15 protein-coding genes are annotated in these 16470 nt (G+C 67.9%); 5 read left to right on the top strand and 10 right to left on the bottom strand.

The window, feature by feature from the left end; genetic code table 11:
* Positions 1–10: 10 nt before the first annotated feature.
* Complete coding sequence (locus DWG18_RS12590; protein ID WP_115647506.1) at positions 11–1537, top strand: YifB family Mg chelatase-like AAA ATPase; 1527 nt, start codon at positions 11–13, stop codon at positions 1535–1537.
* On the opposite strand, the gene DWG18_RS12595 is transcribed toward DWG18_RS12590, so the two are convergent.
* The 3 genes from DWG18_RS12595 to aceB form a co-directional block, all read right to left on the bottom strand.
* Positions 1538–1990, bottom strand: a complete 453-nt coding sequence (locus tag DWG18_RS12595; RefSeq protein WP_115647507.1) for a hypothetical protein — start codon at positions 1988–1990, stop codon at positions 1538–1540.
* A 101-nt stretch (positions 1991–2091) separates the two neighbouring features.
* The gene (gene aceA / locus DWG18_RS12600) at positions 2092–3381 is read right to left on the bottom strand and encodes an isocitrate lyase (RefSeq protein WP_115647508.1); all 1290 of its coding nucleotides are present in this window, start codon (positions 3379–3381) and stop codon (positions 2092–2094) included.
* Between the two features lie 95 nt (positions 3382–3476).
* Positions 3477–5084, bottom strand: a complete 1608-nt coding sequence (gene aceB / locus DWG18_RS12605; protein ID WP_115647509.1) for a malate synthase A — start codon at positions 5082–5084, stop codon at positions 3477–3479.
* A gap of 113 nt (positions 5085–5197) precedes the next feature.
* Between aceB and DWG18_RS12610 the strand changes: the two genes are divergently transcribed.
* The gene (locus DWG18_RS12610; RefSeq protein ID WP_115647510.1) at positions 5198–6151 is read left to right on the top strand and encodes a LysR family transcriptional regulator; all 954 of its coding nucleotides are present in this window, start codon (positions 5198–5200) and stop codon (positions 6149–6151) included.
* Between the two features lie 14 nt (positions 6152–6165).
* Here DWG18_RS12610 and DWG18_RS12615 read toward each other — a convergent pair whose 3' ends face one another.
* The 4 genes from DWG18_RS12615 to DWG18_RS12630 are packed head-to-tail and all read right to left on the bottom strand — an operon-like array spanning position 6166 to position 8258.
* Positions 6166–6420, bottom strand: coding sequence for a hypothetical protein (locus DWG18_RS12615; RefSeq protein WP_162823836.1), 255 nt, complete (start codon positions 6418–6420; stop codon positions 6166–6168).
* A 54-nt stretch (positions 6421–6474) separates the two neighbouring features.
* Positions 6475–7101, bottom strand: a complete 627-nt coding sequence (locus DWG18_RS12620; RefSeq protein ID WP_115647512.1) for a lysophospholipid acyltransferase family protein — start codon at positions 7099–7101, stop codon at positions 6475–6477.
* Position 7102: 1 nt separating this feature from the next.
* The gene (gene arfB, locus DWG18_RS12625) at positions 7103–7519 is read right to left on the bottom strand and encodes an alternative ribosome rescue aminoacyl-tRNA hydrolase ArfB (protein WP_115647513.1); all 417 of its coding nucleotides are present in this window, start codon (positions 7517–7519) and stop codon (positions 7103–7105) included.
* Between the two features lie 46 nt (positions 7520–7565).
* Positions 7566–8258 (bottom strand): pseudouridine synthase, encoded by a 693-nt coding sequence (locus tag DWG18_RS12630; RefSeq protein ID WP_240318527.1) that lies wholly within the window; start codon positions 8256–8258, stop codon positions 7566–7568.
* Between the two features lie 117 nt (positions 8259–8375).
* On the opposite strand from DWG18_RS12630, the gene hemF reads away from it, so the two are divergent.
* Positions 8376–9314, top strand: coding sequence for an oxygen-dependent coproporphyrinogen oxidase (hemF, locus tag DWG18_RS12635; protein ID WP_115647515.1), 939 nt, complete (start codon positions 8376–8378; stop codon positions 9312–9314).
* Here the strand turns inward: hemF and DWG18_RS12640 are convergent.
* On the bottom strand, positions 9275–10057 hold the full coding sequence (locus tag DWG18_RS12640; RefSeq protein ID WP_115647516.1) for a ceramidase domain-containing protein: 783 nt from the start codon (positions 10055–10057) through the stop codon (positions 9275–9277). The two genes, hemF and DWG18_RS12640, sit on opposite strands and share 40 nt — an antisense overlap.
* A gap of 395 nt (positions 10058–10452) precedes the next feature.
* Entirely contained in the window at positions 10453–13209 is a 2757-nt protein-coding gene (polA, locus tag DWG18_RS12645; protein ID WP_115647517.1) for a DNA polymerase I, read from the bottom strand.
* 91 nt (positions 13210–13300) lie between these two features.
* Between polA and DWG18_RS12650 the strand changes: the two genes are divergently transcribed.
* On the top strand, positions 13301–13600 hold the full coding sequence (locus DWG18_RS12650) for a DUF2782 domain-containing protein (protein WP_115647518.1): 300 nt from the start codon (positions 13301–13303) through the stop codon (positions 13598–13600).
* 38 nt (positions 13601–13638) lie between these two features.
* Positions 13639–14250: a hypothetical protein gene (locus tag DWG18_RS12655; RefSeq protein ID WP_115647519.1), complete on the top strand. Its 612-nt coding sequence runs from the start codon at positions 13639–13641 to the stop codon at positions 14248–14250.
* 4 nt (positions 14251–14254) lie between these two features.
* Here DWG18_RS12655 and uvrD read toward each other — a convergent pair whose 3' ends face one another.
* The gene (gene uvrD, locus DWG18_RS12660; RefSeq protein WP_115647520.1) at positions 14255–16432 is read right to left on the bottom strand and encodes a DNA helicase II; all 2178 of its coding nucleotides are present in this window, start codon (positions 16430–16432) and stop codon (positions 14255–14257) included.
* Positions 16433–16470: the final 38 nt, after the last annotated feature.

A 16470-nucleotide genomic window follows, 5' to 3' on the forward strand; every position in this document is an offset into this window, starting at 1 on the left:
GTCGCCTGCCATGAATCTTGCGATCGTGCACAGCCGTGCGCGAACGGGCATCCGTGCGCCAGAAGTGCGCGTCGAAGTGCATCTGGGCGGCGGCCTGCCGGCGATGAACATCGTTGGTCTGCCCGAGGCTGCGGTGCGCGAAGCGAAGGACCGCGTGCGCGCGGCGATCGCTTGCGCGCAGTTCGAATTTCCACAGCGGCGCATCACGGTGAACCTCGCGCCTGCGGACCTGCCGAAGGATGGTGGGCGCTTCGACCTGCCAATCGCGCTCGGTATCCTCGCCGCGAGCGGACAGATTCCGCTCGATGCGTTGCGCGACGTCGAATTCCTCGGCGAGCTTGCGCTGACCGGCGAACTGCGCGCCATCGACGGCGTGCTGCCCGCCGCGCTCGCGGCCGGCGATGCGGGACATCGTCTCGTGGTCCCCGGGGCGAACGGCGCCGAAGCCGCACTTGCCTCGCGCGTGGAAGTGCGCACCGCGCGCACGCTGCTGCAGGTGTGCGCGATGCTCGCCGGTCGCGACGCGTTGCCGACCGCGGTCGCGACACCGGTCGAACGCGTGCGCGGGCCGGATCTCACCGATGTGCGCGGGCAGGCGCAGGCGCGACGCGCACTGGAGATCGCCGCCGCGGGCGGGCATCACCTGCTGCTGATCGGCCCGCCGGGATGCGGCAAGACGCTGCTGGCGTCGCGGCTGCCCGGGCTGTTACCGGAAGCCAGCGAAGCCGAAGCACTGGAATCCGCGGCGATCGCGTCGATCAGTGGACGCGGCCTCGATCCGTCGCGCTGGCTCGAGCGTCCGTTCCGAGCGCCGCACCACACCGCGAGCGCGGTCGCACTCATCGGCGGCGGGGCGCAACCACGGCCGGGCGAAGTCTCGCTCGCCCACAACGGCGTGCTGTTTCTCGACGAATTTCCGGAATGGGAGCGCCGCGCACTGGAAGTGCTGCGCGAACCGCTGGAGTCCGGCGTCGTCACCGTATCGCGCGCCGCGCGCAGCTCCGAATTTCCGGCGCGCTTCCAGCTGGTCGCGGCCATGAATCCCTGCCCCTGCGGTTGGGCCGGCGATCCGTCGGGACGCTGTCGCTGCAGTGGCGATGCGGTGCAGCGCTATCGCGCGAAGGTCTCCGGCCCCTTGCTCGATCGCATCGACCTGCACGTCGGCCTGACGCGTCTGCCCGCCAGCGAATTGAGTGCGGCCGCGCCAAGCGGTGAATCGAGCGCCGAGGTGCGCGCCCGCGTCGAATGCGCGCGTGCGGTGCAGCTCGCGCGCTGCGGCCAGCCCAACGCGCGCATGACACCCGGCGAGACGCTCAACCTCTGCCGACTGGAATCACGCGATCAGGCCTTGCTCGAGCGCGCCGTCGAACGCCTGCAGCTGTCCGCGCGCTCCATGGTGCGCATCCTGCGTGTGGCGCGCACGATCGCCGACCTCGCCGGCGAGGCCGACATCGGTACGTCGCATCTCGCCGAGGCGATCGGCTATCGAACGCTCGACCGCCAGCGCGACAGTGCCGCGCTGGCCGGTGCTGCCTGATCAGCCGCCGCCGCAGGACGCGCAGATGCGCGTCTTCTCGAGATAGCTGCGTGCACCTTCGCGCGCGTGGTCGCGGTCATCCTGCGTGCCGCAAACCAGCTGCTTTTCCTTGGAGCCGGTGACCCGCTGGTAGCGGCAGACGTCCTGCTTCTCCGACGCCACGCGCGTACCCTGCACGGCGGTGTTGATGCGTTCGAGCGCGTTGTCGAGCGTCACGCGTTCCTGGATGTTCATCCCATCCAGCGTCGGGTTCTGCTTGATCAGGTCGAAGACGATGTCCTGGTCCTTGCGCACCTGTTGCGCGGCGCGCGGTGTCAGGGTGACCTTGCCGGCGTCGAGGTCGGCGCGCAGTTGGGTCTGCTGGGCGAGGATCTGATCCAGTTTCGGGTTGTCCTGCGCGGCCGCGGACAGCGCCGCGAACATCAGGACGGTGAGGGCGAGCAGCTTGTGCATGGCGACCTCCTGCAGTGTGCGGCTCGATGCTCGACCCGGCGGACGGACAGCGTCAAGCGCCGTCCGTCCGCACTGTCGGACCCATGGGCACGAGCCACGGTTCAGGCCGCTTTTTCGAACTGCTCTTCCTCGGTCGAGCCCTTGAGTGCGACGGTGGACGACTGCCCGCCCTGGATCGTCTGCGTCACGGCATCGAAGTAACCCGTGCCCACTTCGCGCTGGTGCTTCGCCGCGGTGAAGCCCCGGTCGGCAGCGGCGAACTCGCGCTCCTGCAGTTCGACGAATGCGCTCATCTGGCGACGGGCATAGCCGTGGGCGAGGTCGAACATGCCGTAGTTCAAGGCGTGGAAACCGGCCAGCGTGATGAACTGGAATTTGTAACCGTAGGTCGCGAGCTCCTTCTGGAATTTCGCGATGGTTGCGTCGTCGAGGTTCTTCTTCCAGTTGAAGCTCGGCGAGCAGTTGTAGGCGAGCAGCTTGCCCGGGTACTTCGCATGGATCGCCTCGGCGAACTTGCGTGCGAACTCGAGATCCGGCTTGCCGGTTTCGCACCAGACGAGGTCGGCGTACGGCGCATACGCGAGGCCGCGACTGATCGCCTGGTCCAAGCCCTTGTTCGTCTTGTAAAAGCCTTCGACGGTGCGCTCGCCGGTGCAGAACGGCTTGTCGTTGTCGTCGACATCGCTGGTGATGAGGTCGGCGGCTTCGGCATCGGTGCGCGCGACGATCAGCGTCGGCACGCCCATGACATCGGCGGCGAGACGCGCGGCGACGAGCTTCTCGACCGCTTCGCGCGTGGGCACCAGCACCTTCCCACCCATGTGGCCGCACTTCTTGACGCTCGCGAGCTGATCCTCGAAGTGCACGCCCGACGCACCAGCCTCGATCATCGCCTTCATCAGTTCGAACGCGTTGAGCACGCCGCCGAAACCGGCTTCGGCATCGGCCACGATCGGCTGCAGGAAATCGATGTCACCCTGACCTTCCGCGCACTGGATCTGGTCGGCGCGCAGGAGGGTGTTGTTGATGCGCTTGACGACCTGTGGCACCGAGTTCGCGGGATATAGCGACTGGTCCGGATACATCTCGCCCGCGATGTTCGCGTCGGCCGCGACCTGCCAACCCGACAGGTAGATCGCCTTCAGACCCGCCTTGACCTGCTGCATCGCCTGGTTGCCCGTCATCGCACCGAGCGCGTTGACGAATTCTTCCGTGTGCAGCGAGTTCCACAGCTTGTCAGCGCCGAGCTTCGCGATGGAATGCTCGACCGGAATGCGACCGCGTAGGCGCACGATGTCCTCAGCGGAATACGGACGGGTGACGCCGGCCCAGCGCGGATCGGTGGCCCAGTGCTGGCGAAGCTGGTCGGCGGTCGGAAGCGTCGTGGTCATGGCGGATCTCCTGTCTTTTCGTGGTCGTCGGGCAAAGCAGGGCCGTTCCGGTCGCTTCGCGAACGGGCGGGGTCAACGCGGGTTGTGCGGGAAACTCAGTCGAGGCGCTTGTACGCGGGCAGCGTCAGGAAGTCCTCGAGCTCATCGCTGTGGGTCAGGCGATCGAGCATGCCGATCGCTTCGTTGATGCGGCTGGCGCCAGGAATGTCGGTGACGGCGAGGCGCGGCAGCTTCATCAGCGCGCGCTCGAACAGCGTCTCGTCGACCGGCGTGCCGTCGTCCAGATGCAGATCGCCGGCGTGCAGCCACTGCCAGAGCTGCGCGCGCGCGATCTCGGCGGTGGCGGCGTCTTCCATCAGCCAGTGGATCGGCACGCAGCCGTTACCGTCGAGCCACGCGGCGAGATAACGCACGCAGACTTCGACATTGCTCTCGAAGCCGGCGCGCGTGATCGATCCGCGCGGCGGCGTGATCAGATCCTCGCGCGTGACCAGCACGTCCTCGCGCAGTACGTGCTTCTGATGCGCGCCGGGCATGCGTTCGTCGAACACGGCTTCGGCGATCGGAATCAGTGCGGGATGCGCGACCCAGGTGCCGTCGTGGCCGGCGGTGACTTCGCGCAGCTTGTCGGCACGCACTTTCGCGAGTGCGACGTCATTCGCGTCGCTGTCGTTCGAGATCGGAATCTGCGCCGCCATGCCGCCCATCGCATGCGCACCGCGGCGATGGCAGGTCTGGATCAACAGTTCGGAGTAGGCGCGCAGGAACGGCTGCGTCATCGTCACTTGGCTGCGCTCGGGCAGCACCTTGTCGCGATGGCGGCGGAACGTCTTGATGTAGGAGAAGACGTAGTCCCAGCGTCCGCAGTTGAGGCCGGCGATGCGGTCGCGCAGGGCGTAGAGGATCTCGTCCATCTCGAATGCGGCCGGCAGCGTCTCGATCAGCACGGTGACGCGGATCTGGCCGCGCGGCAGGTCGAGCGCGCGTTCGACGTGGTCGAACACGTCGGCCCAGAGCTGCGCCTCTTCCATGCATTCGAGCTTGGGCAGGTAGAAGAAGGGGCCGCGGTCCTTCGCAGCCAAAGCGTGCGCGTTGTGAAAGGCGAACAGAGCGGCGTCGAACAGCGCACCCGACAGCGGTGCGCCGTCGACGCGTACGTGCTTCTCGTCGAGATGCCAGCCGCGCGGACGGACCATCAGCACCGCCTGCTCGGCGAACGGCTTGAGCGCGTAGTGCTTGCCGTTCGCTGCGGTGAAGTCGAGCGTGCCGGCGACCGCGGCCCGCAGCGCCTGCTGGCCCTGGATCAGGTTGGCCCAGGTCGGCGACGTCGAGTCCTCGAAGTCGGCCATGTACACGCGGGCGCCGGAGTTGAGGGCGTTGATGACCATCTTCGGGTCGACCGGGCCGGTGATCTCGACGCGGCGGTCCTGCAGCGCGGCCGGCAGCGGGGCCACGCGCCAGTCGCTGGCACGGATCGCCGCGGTGTCGGCACGAAAGTCGGGCGGGGCGCCGGCGTCGAAGGCGGCCTGGCGCTGGCGGCGCGCGGCGAGGCGCGCTTGGCGGCTGGGCTCGAAGCGGCCATGCAGCTCGGCGAGGAAGGCCAGCGCGGCCGGCGTCAGCAGGGCGTCCTGACCCTCGACCCGGCGCAGCAGCTCGATGCCACCGCCCCTGCCCTCACCCGTCTCCATCAGCACTGCCGACATCGCCTACCTCGTCGCCCTACCGTGTGGGGCACGACCATGCGCCGCCGTACTTGTATTTGACAAACAAGTTTTGGCAATGCGATGTATTTGGAAATCGAATACACGAGGTCGTCATGGCCAAACCCACCCCGGCGCGCTTCGCCTACAAGGCCGACCGGCTCAAGCCCCTGCGCGCGTTCTGCCAGACCGCCCGCCTCGGGTCGGTATCGCGCGCGGCCGAGGCCATGTTCCTCAGCCAGCCCGCGGTGACCCTGCAGCTGCAGGCGCTGGAGCGCGACCTCGGCGTTGCCCTGCTCGAGCGCAACGGGCGCCGGCTGGCGCTCACCCGCGAGGGCGAGGCGCTGTACGAACTCGCGCGTCCTCTGGTCGAAGGCCTCGACGGCCTCGACGCCGCCTTTCGCGACCGCATCCGCGGCCTCGACGCCGGCGAGCTGCACGTCGCCGCGGGCAGCTCGACCATCGTCTACCTGCTGCCGCGCATCGTCGAAGCCTTCCGCGCGCAGCACCCGGACATCCGCCTGATCCTGCACAACGTGACCGGCCCGCGCGGGCTGAACCTGCTGCGCGACGACGGCGCGGACCTGGCGGTCGGCTCGATGCTGGACGTCCCGGGCGACCTCGCCTGGCAACCCGTCGTCTCCTACGACCCGATGCTGATCACGCCGCGCGACCATGCGTTGGCCGCGAAACCTGAGATCACGCTGGCCGACCTCTCGCCCTACGGCCTGATCCTGCCGCCGCAGCGCCACACCACCTACCGCATGGTCGACATGGTCTTCCAGCGCGCGCATGTGCCGTACACGGTGGCGCTGGAGGTCGGCGGCTGGGAGGTGATCAAGCAGTACGTCGCGATGGGACTCGGCATCTCCATCGTCACCGCGATCTGCCTGACTGACGCCGATTCAACGCGGCTCGCATCGCGCTCGCTGTCGGCCTTCTTCCCCTCACGCAGCTACGGCGTGGTGACGCGTCGCGGCCGCGCGCTCAGTCCGCAGGCACGGGCCTTTATCGACCTCGTTCATGCGCATGGCGACGACCGGCAAACGCAAGGCCTGACGGGCGCGTAACCCGCGCAGTCGCGCTAGCCGGCGGTGAAGAACGTCCACCCCACCACCGCAGCGAAGACCAGCAGCAGCGGCCACAGCGCGCCCGCGACCGTCGCGACCAGGATCGACGGCAGCCAACCGAGCCCGACCCCCAGCGACACCCCGTAGTTCTGGATGCAGTAGACCCAACAGCCGAAGAACGTGACCAGCCAGACCAGGATGGCACCGTTCTGGTAGATCGCCGATACCGTCGATTCCCGCCGGACCAGCACACGAATGGGCTCTTGCACGTCGGTCGCCTCGCCTGCTGTAGACGGTGGTCGGTCGCTCAGACCGTGGACGCGTCAGGAAGTGCCGCGGTTCTTGCCCTTCCAGGGCGCGTACCAGGCATGGATGCGCTTCATGTCGGTCGCGAAGTCATCGCCCGGGGTCCACAGCGGACCGATGCCGATGACCTTGTCGGGATAGTGGAAATACACCGGCAGCACCGGCACGTCGGCAGCCTTCGCGATCTTCCAGAAGCCGCTCTTCCAACGCTCGACGCGCTTGCGCGTGCCTTCGGGCGCAAGCCCGTACCAGAGCTTGTCGGCGCCGCGAATCATCGCCGCGGCCTGTTCGACGACGCCGTGCGCGGCGCTGCGGTCGACGGGGATGACGCCGAGGCGGCGCAGCAGGAACCCCATGCCGGGAATCTTGAACAACGCGTCCTTGCCGAGCACGCGCAGTTCCAGGCCCAGCGCGGTTTTCGCCGCCATGCCCCATATGCCGTCCCAGTTGGACGAATGCGGCGCGCCGATCAGCACCAGCTTGCGCACATCGGGAAACTCGCCGACCACGCGCCAACCGCCGAGTCGCAACACCGTGCGCCCGAACCAGCGCGTGAACGCGTTCGGCTTCACCCGCGGCGCGTTCGGCGGCAGCACCGGGACGCGACCGGGGGCACCGACGTGGGCGGGATAGTCGTCGGCCATGTCAGTCCCAGTCCCGCGCGGTGCGGCCCTTCTTGATCGTACTGCGCCCGCGCTTGGCGTCGAGCCGGCGCTCCTTCGACGCCCGCGTGGGCTTGGTCGCGACGCGTTTCTTCGGCACGTGCAGCCCCGCGTCGACGAAAGCCTGCAGGCGTTCGCGCGCGTCCTCGCGATTGCGGTCCTGAGTGCGGAAGCGTTGCGCGCTGATCACCAGCACGCCTTCGGAGGTGACGCGTCGATCGCGCTTCGCGAGCAGGCGCGCGCGCACCTCGTCGCTGAGCGTGGGCGAGTTCGCGATGTCGAAGCGCAGCTCCACCGCGGTCGCCACCTTGTTGACGTTCTGACCGCCCGGCCCGCTCGAACGCACGAAGCGCTCGACGAGTTCGTCGTCGGGAATGTCGATGGAAGCGGGCGTCGTCATCGCGCCTATCGTAACGGCCGCTGGCGTGCCGCTCTTGAAGACGCGGTCACACGTCGAACAGCGCCAGCGCCTTGGCGAATTCGCCGTCGACCGGCGCCCCGACGCGCATCGTCTCGCCGGTCGCGGGATGCGGGAACGTCAGCGCACGCGCGTGCAGCAGCATGCGGTGGATGCCCATCATCCGGAACGCGCGGTTGTGGCGGCCGTCGCCGTGGCTGGTGTCGCCGATGAGGTGATGCGACATGTGCTTGAGATGGCGACGGATCTGGCGGAAGCGTCCGGTGCGCGGCTGCGCTTCGAGCCAGGCGTAACGCGAGGTCGGAAAGCCCGACGACGGGATCTCCAGCTCCGCCGTCGCCAGCGTGCGGAACGCGGTGACCGCCGGCTTCTTCTGCGGCTTGCCCGGGCCACCGTCGAGCGGATGGTCGACCACGAACGCGGCATCCGGCCAGCCGCGGCACACCGCCCAATAGGTCTTCTCGAATTCCTGCGACATCAGCGTCTTGCCGAGCGCGCTCGCGGTGTCGCGGTCGAATGCGAGCAGCAGGCAGCCCGACGTGGCGCGGTCGAGGCGATGCACGAGGAACACCGGGCGCCCGAACTGTTCGCGCAGGCGGTCGGCGGCGAAGTCGGTCTCGCCGCGGGCGAGTGCGCTGTCGTGGACCATCAGGCCCGCGGGCTTGTCGACGACGGCCAGCGCGTCGTCGCGATACAGCACGGGCAGGGCGAGATCGGTCATGGCGGTTCCGCGGCGGGTGCGCATTGTCGCAGGGCGTCGCACGCTCGGTTGGCGTGAGCGACGGTTTTCGTCGCGGATCCGGCACGGTCAGCACCGTGCGATCGCTAGAATTCCGCAATGACTTCGCCCCCGCCCCCGATCGACGTCGTCCGCGACCATCTCCTGAACCTGCAGGACCGTATCTGTGCGGCGATCGAGCAGGCGGACGGCACGGCCCGCTTCTTCGAGGATCCGTGGACGAAGGATCCCGGCACCTCGCCGATCCGGGGCGGCGGGCGCACCCGCATCCTGCGCGACGGTGCAGTGTTCGAGCAGGCGGGCATCGGCTTTTCCGATGTGTCGGGCACGAAGCTGCCGCCGTCGGCGACCGCGAGCCGCCCGGAATTGATCGGCGCATCGTGGGAAGCCGTCGGCGTCTCGCTCGTCTTCCATCCGCGCAATCCGCACATTCCGACCACGCACGCGAACGTCCGCCACTTCCGCGCCGAGCGCGACGGCGAAACGGTGGCGTGGTGGTTCGGCGGCGGCTTTGATCTCACGCCGTTCTATCCGGTCGACGACGACGTGCTGCACTGGCATCGCGTGGCGCGCGATGTCTGCGAACCCTTCGGCGGGCAGGAGCGCTACGACGCGCACAAGCGCTGGTGCGACGAGTACTTCTTCCTCAAGCATCGCGACGAAACGCGCGGCATCGGCGGCCTGTTCTTCGACGACCTGCACGGCGATTTCGACGCCGACTTCGGTTACATGCAGGCGGTCGGCGATGGGTTCCTCGACGCTTATCTGCCGATCGTCGAGCGTCGGCGCGATGTGCCGTACAGCGAACGCGAACGCCAGTTCCAGCTGTATCGCCGCGGCCGCTACGTCGAGTTCAACCTCGTGTTCGACCGCGGCACGCTGTTCGGCCTGCAGTCGGGCGGCCGCACCGAATCGATCCTGATGAGCATGCCGCCACTGGTGCGCTGGGAGTACGGCTACGTGCCGGAACCCGGCTCGCCGGAAGCACGTCTTGCCGACTACTTGCGTCCGCGCGACTGGCTGACCGAACTCGCCTGAGGTCCGCGCGTCGGCACCGCCAACACGATGCACAACGCCGCGAGCGCGGCGACGATGTGTTTGAGTGCGTGTCCGCTGACCATCACCGGCGCGGCGTAGATCGCTGCATCGAAGTGCTCGAGCGCCTTCGCCAGCGCATAACCGACCAACGCGGCGACCAGCCAACGCGCGTCGAGCCACCGCGCAGGCAGGAGGGCGAGCACGAGCGGCACCAGCAGCATCGGCAGGAACTGCACGAGCACATACGGACGAAGGTCACCGACGCCGAACCGCTCGGTGATGTTCCAGTACGCCACGGACGCGACGCCGAGCACGAGCAATGCCGCCAGAAGTCGATGGCGTCGATCGTCGATCACACGCTCGTCGAGCAGCAACGCGAAGAACGCCATGAACGCGACGGTCATCGGCAGGCGATCGCCGACCAGCGTCGCGTTCGACGGCGCCCAGTGGTATGCACCCGAGCCGAAGGCGACACAGGCGATGCCGATGCACAGTGCGACGTAGCCGGCGCGCGTGCGCTCGACGGACAGGCGCGGAAGCCGCATCAGGCCGTGCAGCCCGACGACGAGGAACGGCAGGTTCGACAGCACGTTCCACGCGTTGGGAACGCCGAAGAGCGTGCGGGCATCCGCGAAGCGGTGGTAGCTGGGGTCCTGCGGAATCGGGCCGTGCAGCGCGAGCGCGACGATGGCCACGGCAGTGCACAGCAGCAGGAGGACGCGGGTCAGGGCGAGTCGGGACATGCGGCCGGAGCGACGGGCGGTCCGGCATCCTAGCGGCCGTGGCGAGCGCGCAAATAAAAAGCCCCGCAGGCAGGGGGGGCCGGCGGGGCTGGGGAACGGGGTCTGGGGAGGGACCTTACGTTCCGAGATCGCTCCAGGGGAGGGGAGGATCAGCGTCGGACGTTGCATCCGGCGCAGGTGCATGAAAACACTCGGAACATGCACGGAAAGTGAAGACATCCGTTAGCGGTCCGTAAAAGTTCAGGACCGATTCATTGCTTCAACTCCGCTCGTCGGCAAAACGTGACAACGCGCGAAGAACGCACGCGATCGCGTCCGCAGACGACCGCTCCAACGCCGCTTTCACGTTGGCGCGAATGCGCCAGCGTGGTGCATCGAGCCGCCCGCTTGGCGCGTCAGTGGGCCTCGTCCCAGTTGCGGCCGATGCCGGCGTCGACGTCCAGCGGCACCTTGAGCTCGGCGGCGCCCGACATCCGCCGCTTCACCTCGTCGACCAGCGTGGGCACGAAGCCTTCGTCGACCTCGAAGACCAGTTCGTCGTGCACCTGAAGCACCATCAGCGCCTGCTCGGCATGCCCGGCCAACCAGCCGTGGATGTCGATCATGGCCCGCTTGATGATGTCCGCCGCGGTGCCCTGCATCGGCGCGTTGATCGCCGCGCGCTCGGCGCCGGAACGCAGGCCCTGGTTCCGCGCGTGGATGTTCTCGAGGTACAGCCTGCGACCGAACACGGTCTCGACGTAGCCCTGCTCGCGCGCCTGCTGGCGCGTGCGGTCCATGTACTCGCGAACGCCGGGATAGCGCGCGAAGTAGAGCGCGATGTAGTCCTGCGCTTCGCCGCGCGAGATGCCCAGGCGCGTCGCGAGACCGAACGCGCTCATGCCGTACATCAGACCGAAATTGATCGCCTTCGCCGCGCGACGCTCGTTCGCTTCGACCGTGTCGACCGTCTTGCCGAACACTTCCGCCGCGGTCGCGGTATGCACGTCGACGCCCGACGTGAACGCGCGCAGCAGCGCCGGATCTTCCGACAGGTGCGCCATGATCCGCAGCTCGATCTGCGAATAGTCACAGGCGACGATGCGGCGGCCTTCCGGCGCGATGAACGCGGTGCGGATGCGACGCCCGTCCTCGGTGCGGATCGGAATGTTCTGCAGGTTGGGATCGCTCGACGCGAGGCGACCCGTCGCCGCACCGGCCTGGTGATAACTGGTGTGCAGGCGATGCGTGCGCGGGTTGAGCATCTCCGGCAACTTGTCGGTGTACGTGCCGCGCAGTTTTGCGAGACCGCGGTAGTCGAGGATCAGGCGCGGCAGCTCGTGCTGGTCGGCGATCGCTTCCAACGCTTCCTCGTTCACCGAAGGCGCACCGGTGGGCGTCTTCACCGTCGCCGGCAGGCCGAGCTCGTCGAACAGCAGCGCGCCGATCTGCTTGGGCGAGTCCATGTTGAACGTGCGACCGGCGACCTCCGTCGCGCGCTGCTGCAACTCCAGCATGCGGCGGCCCATGTCCGCCGACTGCCGGCGCAGTTCGTCCGGATCGATCATCACGCCGTTGGCTTCGATGCGTTCGAGCACCGGAATCAGCGGAATCTCGATGTCGCGATAGACCGATTCCAGCGCCGGGATCTCGCGCAGCTTCGGTGACAGCACGCGATGCAGGCGCAGCGTGACGTCGGCATCCTCCGCGGCGTAGCGCGTGGCGTCGTCGAGCGCGACCTGCGAGAAGGGAATCTGTTTCGCGCCCTTGCCGGCGACGTCGGCATATTTGATCGTGTCGTAGCCGAGGTACTTCTTGGCCAGCGAATCCATGTCGTGGCGCGTCGCGGTCGCATTGAGCACGAAGCTCTCCAGCATCGTGTCGTCCGCATAGCCCTGCACGTTGACGCCATGGCAGCGCAGCACATGGATGTCGTACTTGCCGTGCTGGCCGAGCTTGCGCTTGTTCGCGTCCTCGAGGATCGGCGCGAGCGCATTGAGCACCACTGCCTTGTCGAGCTGTACCGGGGCACCCGGATAGTCGTGGCCGACCGGGATGTAGCCGGCGTGGCCGGGCTCGACCGAGAAACTCAGGCCGACGATGTTCGCGCACAGCGCATCCAGCGAATCGGTTTCCGTGTCGAACGCGAATTCGTCGGCGGCCTGCAGCTTCGCGACCCAGGCGTCGAGCTGTTCCTGCGTGAGCACCGCCTCGTATTCGCCCTTCGCGGCGAGTGCAGGATCGAGCGATTCCACCGACACCACCTGCGCGGCGACACCGCGGCTGCCCGATGCTGCCGGCGCAGTCGCCGCACCACCTTCGAGTTCGCGCAGCGCTTGGCGCATCCCGTAGCGCTCGAACAGTTCGCGCAACTTCTCGTGGTCGCGTTCGCGCAGTGCGAGCTCCTGCGGACCGAGCGGCACCTCGCAGTCGATCTTGATCGTCGTCAGCGTGCGATTGAGCGGCAGGCGATCGAGCACGCGCGCGAGGTTCTCGCCGATCTTGCCCTTGATCGACGCCGCGTTCGCGATCACGCCATCGAGCGTGCCGTATTCGGCCAGCCACTTGGCGGCGGTCTTCGGCCCGCATTTCTCGACGCCCGGAATGTTGTCGACGCTGTCGCCCATCAGCGCGAGGTAGTCGATGATCTGATCCGGCCGCACGCCGAATTTCTCGATCACGCGCTGCGTCGAATCGAGGCGACTGCCGCTCATGGTATTGACCAGCGCGACGCCGCGGCCGTCGACCGGATCGCGCACCAGCTGCGCGAAATCCTTGTCGGAGGTCGACACGGTGACGTCCAAACCTTCCTCGAAACCGCGCAGCGCGAGCGTGCCGATCACGTCGTCCGCTTCGACACCCTCCTCCCGGATGATCGTGATGCCGAGCGCGGTGACGATGTCGCACAGCGGCTGCACCTGCGCGCGCAGGTCGTCCGGCATCGGCGGGCGATGCGCCTTGTACTGCGGGTCCAGCGCCTCACGGAAGGTGGGCCCGGATGCGTCGACCACGTAGGCGATGTAGTCCGGCTTTTCGGCGAGCACCGCCTTCAGCATGTTGACCACGCCGAACAGCGCGCCGGTGGGCTCGCCGTGCTCGTTGGTGAGCGGCGGCAGCGCGTGAAACGCGCGATACAGGTAGCTGGAACCGTCGATCAGGACGAGCTTTTTCATCCGCCGATTGTAGGGCGCGCCCGTCGTGCACCCTGCGCCGGGCGTTCACGCGCGGGCGGCCGTATGCTTGGGGCCCGCCCGGAGATCCGCCATGCGCCGCACCGCTCCCCTGCTTCTCGCTCTTTCGCTGCTCGCGGGTTGTGCGTCGATGTCGATGCCGGCCGACGACCCGACCCTTGCGCTGAACAACGCCGACGTCACCACCCGAACGATGGACAACGGCGACGTGGTGTCGGAATACCGGGTCGCCGGGCTGCTGCGCGTGGTCAAGATCGTGCCCAAGGGCGGCGTCACCTATTACCTGACCGACGACGACAACGACGGTCGCCTGGATCACCGTCGTGGCGACGGCCCGGTCAACCCCGTGCAGTACAAGATCTTCAGCTGGTAACCACGCGCACCCGCAACGAACAGGACAAGGACACTCCGATGAATGCTGTCGCCGCCACCCCGAAGCCGTGGACGCCGATCGCCTGGGCGCTGCTCGTGCTCGGCTGGATCGCCCTGTTCGTGCCGGTGCCGAATCTCGCGCTGCGCGCGGGCGTGCCGCTGATCGCGGTGTCGATCCTGTTCGCGATCGTCGCGATGAAGCATCGTGGCACGCGCGCCGGCGTCGTGCCGCTGCTGGCGGCGCTGGTGCTGTCGCCCGCCCTGTACGTGGCGGGCGGCGCGACGCGCGGCAATGCCACCAAGGCGCCGCCGGGCAGCGTGCCGTTCGTGCGCACCGCCGCGGCGTTCCGCCCCACGTTCACGGCGGTCGAGCTGGCCGGCGAATACGTGGGCGATCACGCCAAGGCCGATGCGCTGTTCGCTCAGCCACTGCTCGCGACCGGGGTGATCGCCGACGTGCGCGTCGACGGACCCGATGCACCGGTCGCGCATTTCGCCGCCGGCAATTTCGCGCCGGTCGAACTGCGCGGCCTGACGCCTGAATTCGCGAAGACGCTGGCGCCGGGCCGGCAGGTCATCCTCGCCTGCGATCGTGCGCACATCGACGGCGAGATCGTCGCCGCCGAAAACTGCGCGAAGGCACCGGAGTAACGCGTCAGATCTTCTGCAGGTTCGCGAACGCCGCGACCAGCCACTTGCTGCCGACGTCGTCGAAGTTCACCTGCACGCGCGCGTGCGCGCCGCTGCCTTCGACGTCGGTGACGGTGCCGGTGCCAAAGGTGGGATGACGCACCGACGCGCCCAGCGGAATCGCGGGCGTTTCGGCCAGGCTGGTGTCGGTGCGACGACTGCCGGCGCCGTACACCGGCCGCGACACCTGCACCTTCGGCCGCACCTCGTGCACGAGTGACGACGGTATCTCGCGCAGGAAGCGCGACGGCATGCCGTACATGTCCATGCCGTGGATGCGGCGCGCTTCGGCGTAGCTCAGCACGAGCTTCTCGCGGGCGCGGGTGATGCCCACATAGGCGAGGCGACGCTCCTCCTCCATGCGACCCGCTTCTTCGGCGGAGCGGTTGTTCGGGAACAGCCCTTCCTCGAGGCCGACCAGGAACACCAGCGGAAACTCCAGGCCCTTCGCGCTGTGCAGCGTCATCAGCTGCACGCCGTCCTGGTCCGCGCGTGCCTGGCCCTCACCGGCTTCGAGCGCGGCATAGGACAGGAACGCCACAAGCTCGGGCAGTTCGACCTCGTCCTCGTCGTCTTCGCGCCAGTTGAAGCGCGACGCCACCGACACGAGTTCGTCGAGGTTGTCGACGCGCGAATCGAGCTGGCCCTTCTGCTCGCGCGCGTAGAACTCGCGAAGACCCGAACGCAGCAGTACGTGGTCGATCTTTTCCGGCAGCGTGCGGTCGACGCACTCGGCCTGCAGGTCGTCGATCAGCTTGAGGAAGGTCGCAAGCGCATTGCGCGCACGCGCGGCGAGCGCGGTGCCTGAAGCCAGTTTCACCGCCGCGGCGGCCAGCGGGAAGCCTTCCGCCCGCGCGAGCCGGCGCACTTCGTCCAGCGTGCGTTCGCCGATGCCACGTGTGGGCGTGTTGACCGCGCGTTCGAACGCGGCGTCATCCGCACGATTGGTGATCAGGCGCAGGTAAGCGAGCGCGTCCTTGATTTCCGCTCGCTCGAAGAAGCGCAGGCCGCCGTAGACGCGATACGGAACCTGCTCGCCGATCAGCACTTCTTCGAAGGCGCGCGACTGCGCGTTCGAGCGGTACAGCACGGCGACATCGCGATAGCTGCCGCCCGCCTGCACCCACTGTTTGGCGCGTTCGACGACGAAACGCGCCTCGTCGATCTCGTTGTAGGCGGCGTACAGATCGATGGGATCGCCACCGGCGACGTCGGTCCACAGCTTCTTGCCGAGGCGCCCGGGGTTATGCGCGATCACCGCGTTCGCGGCGTCGAGGATGGTCGATGTGGAGCGGTAGTTCTGCTCGAGGCGGATCGTCTTGGCGCTGTCGAAGTCGCGCAGGAATTTCTGCACGTTCTCGACTTTGGCGCCACGCCAGCCGTAGATCGCCTGGTCGTCGTCGCCGACCACGAACACCTGCCCCGTATCGCCCGCGAGCACGCGGATGAAGGCGTACTGGATGTCGTTGGTGTCCTGGAACTCATCGACCAGGATCTGCTTGAAACGGTTGCGGTAGTGCGACAGCAGTTGCGGCGAGTCGCGCAGCAACTCATGGGCGCGCAGCAGCAGCTCGGCGAAGTCGACGAGTCCGGCGCGATCGCAACGCTCCTGGTACGCCGCGTAGATGCGACGCATGGTGTCGGTCCACTCGTCCTCGCCGCCTTGGATGTTCTGCGCACGGCGCCCTTCATCCTTGCGCGCGTTGATCCACCACGCGGCCTGGCGCGGCGGATAGCGCGTTTCGTCGAGTTCGAGGCCCTGCATGACGCGCTTCACGAGGCGCAGCTGGTCGTCCGAATCCAGCACCTGGAAACCTTCGGGCAGGTTGGCCTGCTGGAAGTGCAGGCGCAGCAGCCGGTGCGCGAGGCCGTGGAACGTGCCCAGCCACATGCCGCGCACGCCGCCCGAGAGCTGCATGTCGACGCGGTGGCGCATCTCCGCGGCGGCCTTGTTGGTGAACGTGACGGCGAGGATGCCGTGCACCGGCACGCGCTCGACCTCGTTGAGCCAGGCGATGCGGTGGGTGAGCACGCGCGTCTTGCCGGAGCCGGCGCCGGCGAGGACGAGGTAGTGGCCGAGCGGTGCGCAGACGGCCTCGCGCTGCGCGGGATTCAGCGCGTCGAGAAGGTGGGAGACATCCATGCCCACAGTTTACGGGCCCGCTGTCGCAGGCCCGTCTC

Origin of the sequence: Lysobacter sp. TY2-98 (genome assembly GCF_003367355.1) — a bacterium.
Classification (GTDB): domain Bacteria; phylum Pseudomonadota; class Gammaproteobacteria; order Xanthomonadales; family Xanthomonadaceae; genus Cognatilysobacter.

What these genes read in the sequence shown, in the direction of transcription:
- DWG18_RS12590 (WP_115647506.1), top strand. Translation starts at nt 11, where the DNA reads ATGAATCTTGCGATCGTGCACAGCCGTGCGCGAACGGGCATCCGTGCG.
- DWG18_RS12595 (WP_115647507.1), bottom strand. Translation starts at nt 1,990, where the DNA reads ATGCACAAGCTGCTCGCCCTCACCGTCCTGATGTTCGCGGCGCTGTCC.
- aceA (WP_115647508.1), bottom strand. Translation starts at nt 3,381, where the DNA reads ATGACCACGACGCTTCCGACCGCCGACCAGCTTCGCCAGCACTGGGCC.
- aceB (WP_115647509.1), bottom strand. Translation starts at nt 5,084, where the DNA reads ATGTCGGCAGTGCTGATGGAGACGGGTGAGGGCAGGGGCGGTGGCATC.
- DWG18_RS12610 (WP_115647510.1), top strand. Translation starts at nt 5,198, where the DNA reads ATGGCCAAACCCACCCCGGCGCGCTTCGCCTACAAGGCCGACCGGCTC.
- DWG18_RS12620 (WP_115647512.1), bottom strand. Translation starts at nt 7,101, where the DNA reads ATGGCCGACGACTATCCCGCCCACGTCGGTGCCCCCGGTCGCGTCCCG.
- arfB (WP_115647513.1), bottom strand. Translation starts at nt 7,519, where the DNA reads ATGACGACGCCCGCTTCCATCGACATTCCCGACGACGAACTCGTCGAG.
- DWG18_RS12630 (WP_240318527.1), bottom strand. Translation starts at nt 8,258, where the DNA reads ATGACCGATCTCGCCCTGCCCGTGCTGTATCGCGACGACGCGCTGGCC.
- hemF (WP_115647515.1), top strand. Translation starts at nt 8,376, where the DNA reads ATGACTTCGCCCCCGCCCCCGATCGACGTCGTCCGCGACCATCTCCTG.
- DWG18_RS12640 (WP_115647516.1), bottom strand. Translation starts at nt 10,057, where the DNA reads ATGTCCCGACTCGCCCTGACCCGCGTCCTCCTGCTGCTGTGCACTGCC.
- polA (WP_115647517.1), bottom strand. Translation starts at nt 13,209, where the DNA reads ATGAAAAAGCTCGTCCTGATCGACGGTTCCAGCTACCTGTATCGCGCG.
- DWG18_RS12650 (WP_115647518.1), top strand. Translation starts at nt 13,301, where the DNA reads ATGCGCCGCACCGCTCCCCTGCTTCTCGCTCTTTCGCTGCTCGCGGGT.
- DWG18_RS12655 (WP_115647519.1), top strand. Translation starts at nt 13,639, where the DNA reads ATGAATGCTGTCGCCGCCACCCCGAAGCCGTGGACGCCGATCGCCTGG.
- uvrD (WP_115647520.1), bottom strand. Translation starts at nt 16,432, where the DNA reads ATGGATGTCTCCCACCTTCTCGACGCGCTGAATCCCGCGCAGCGCGAG.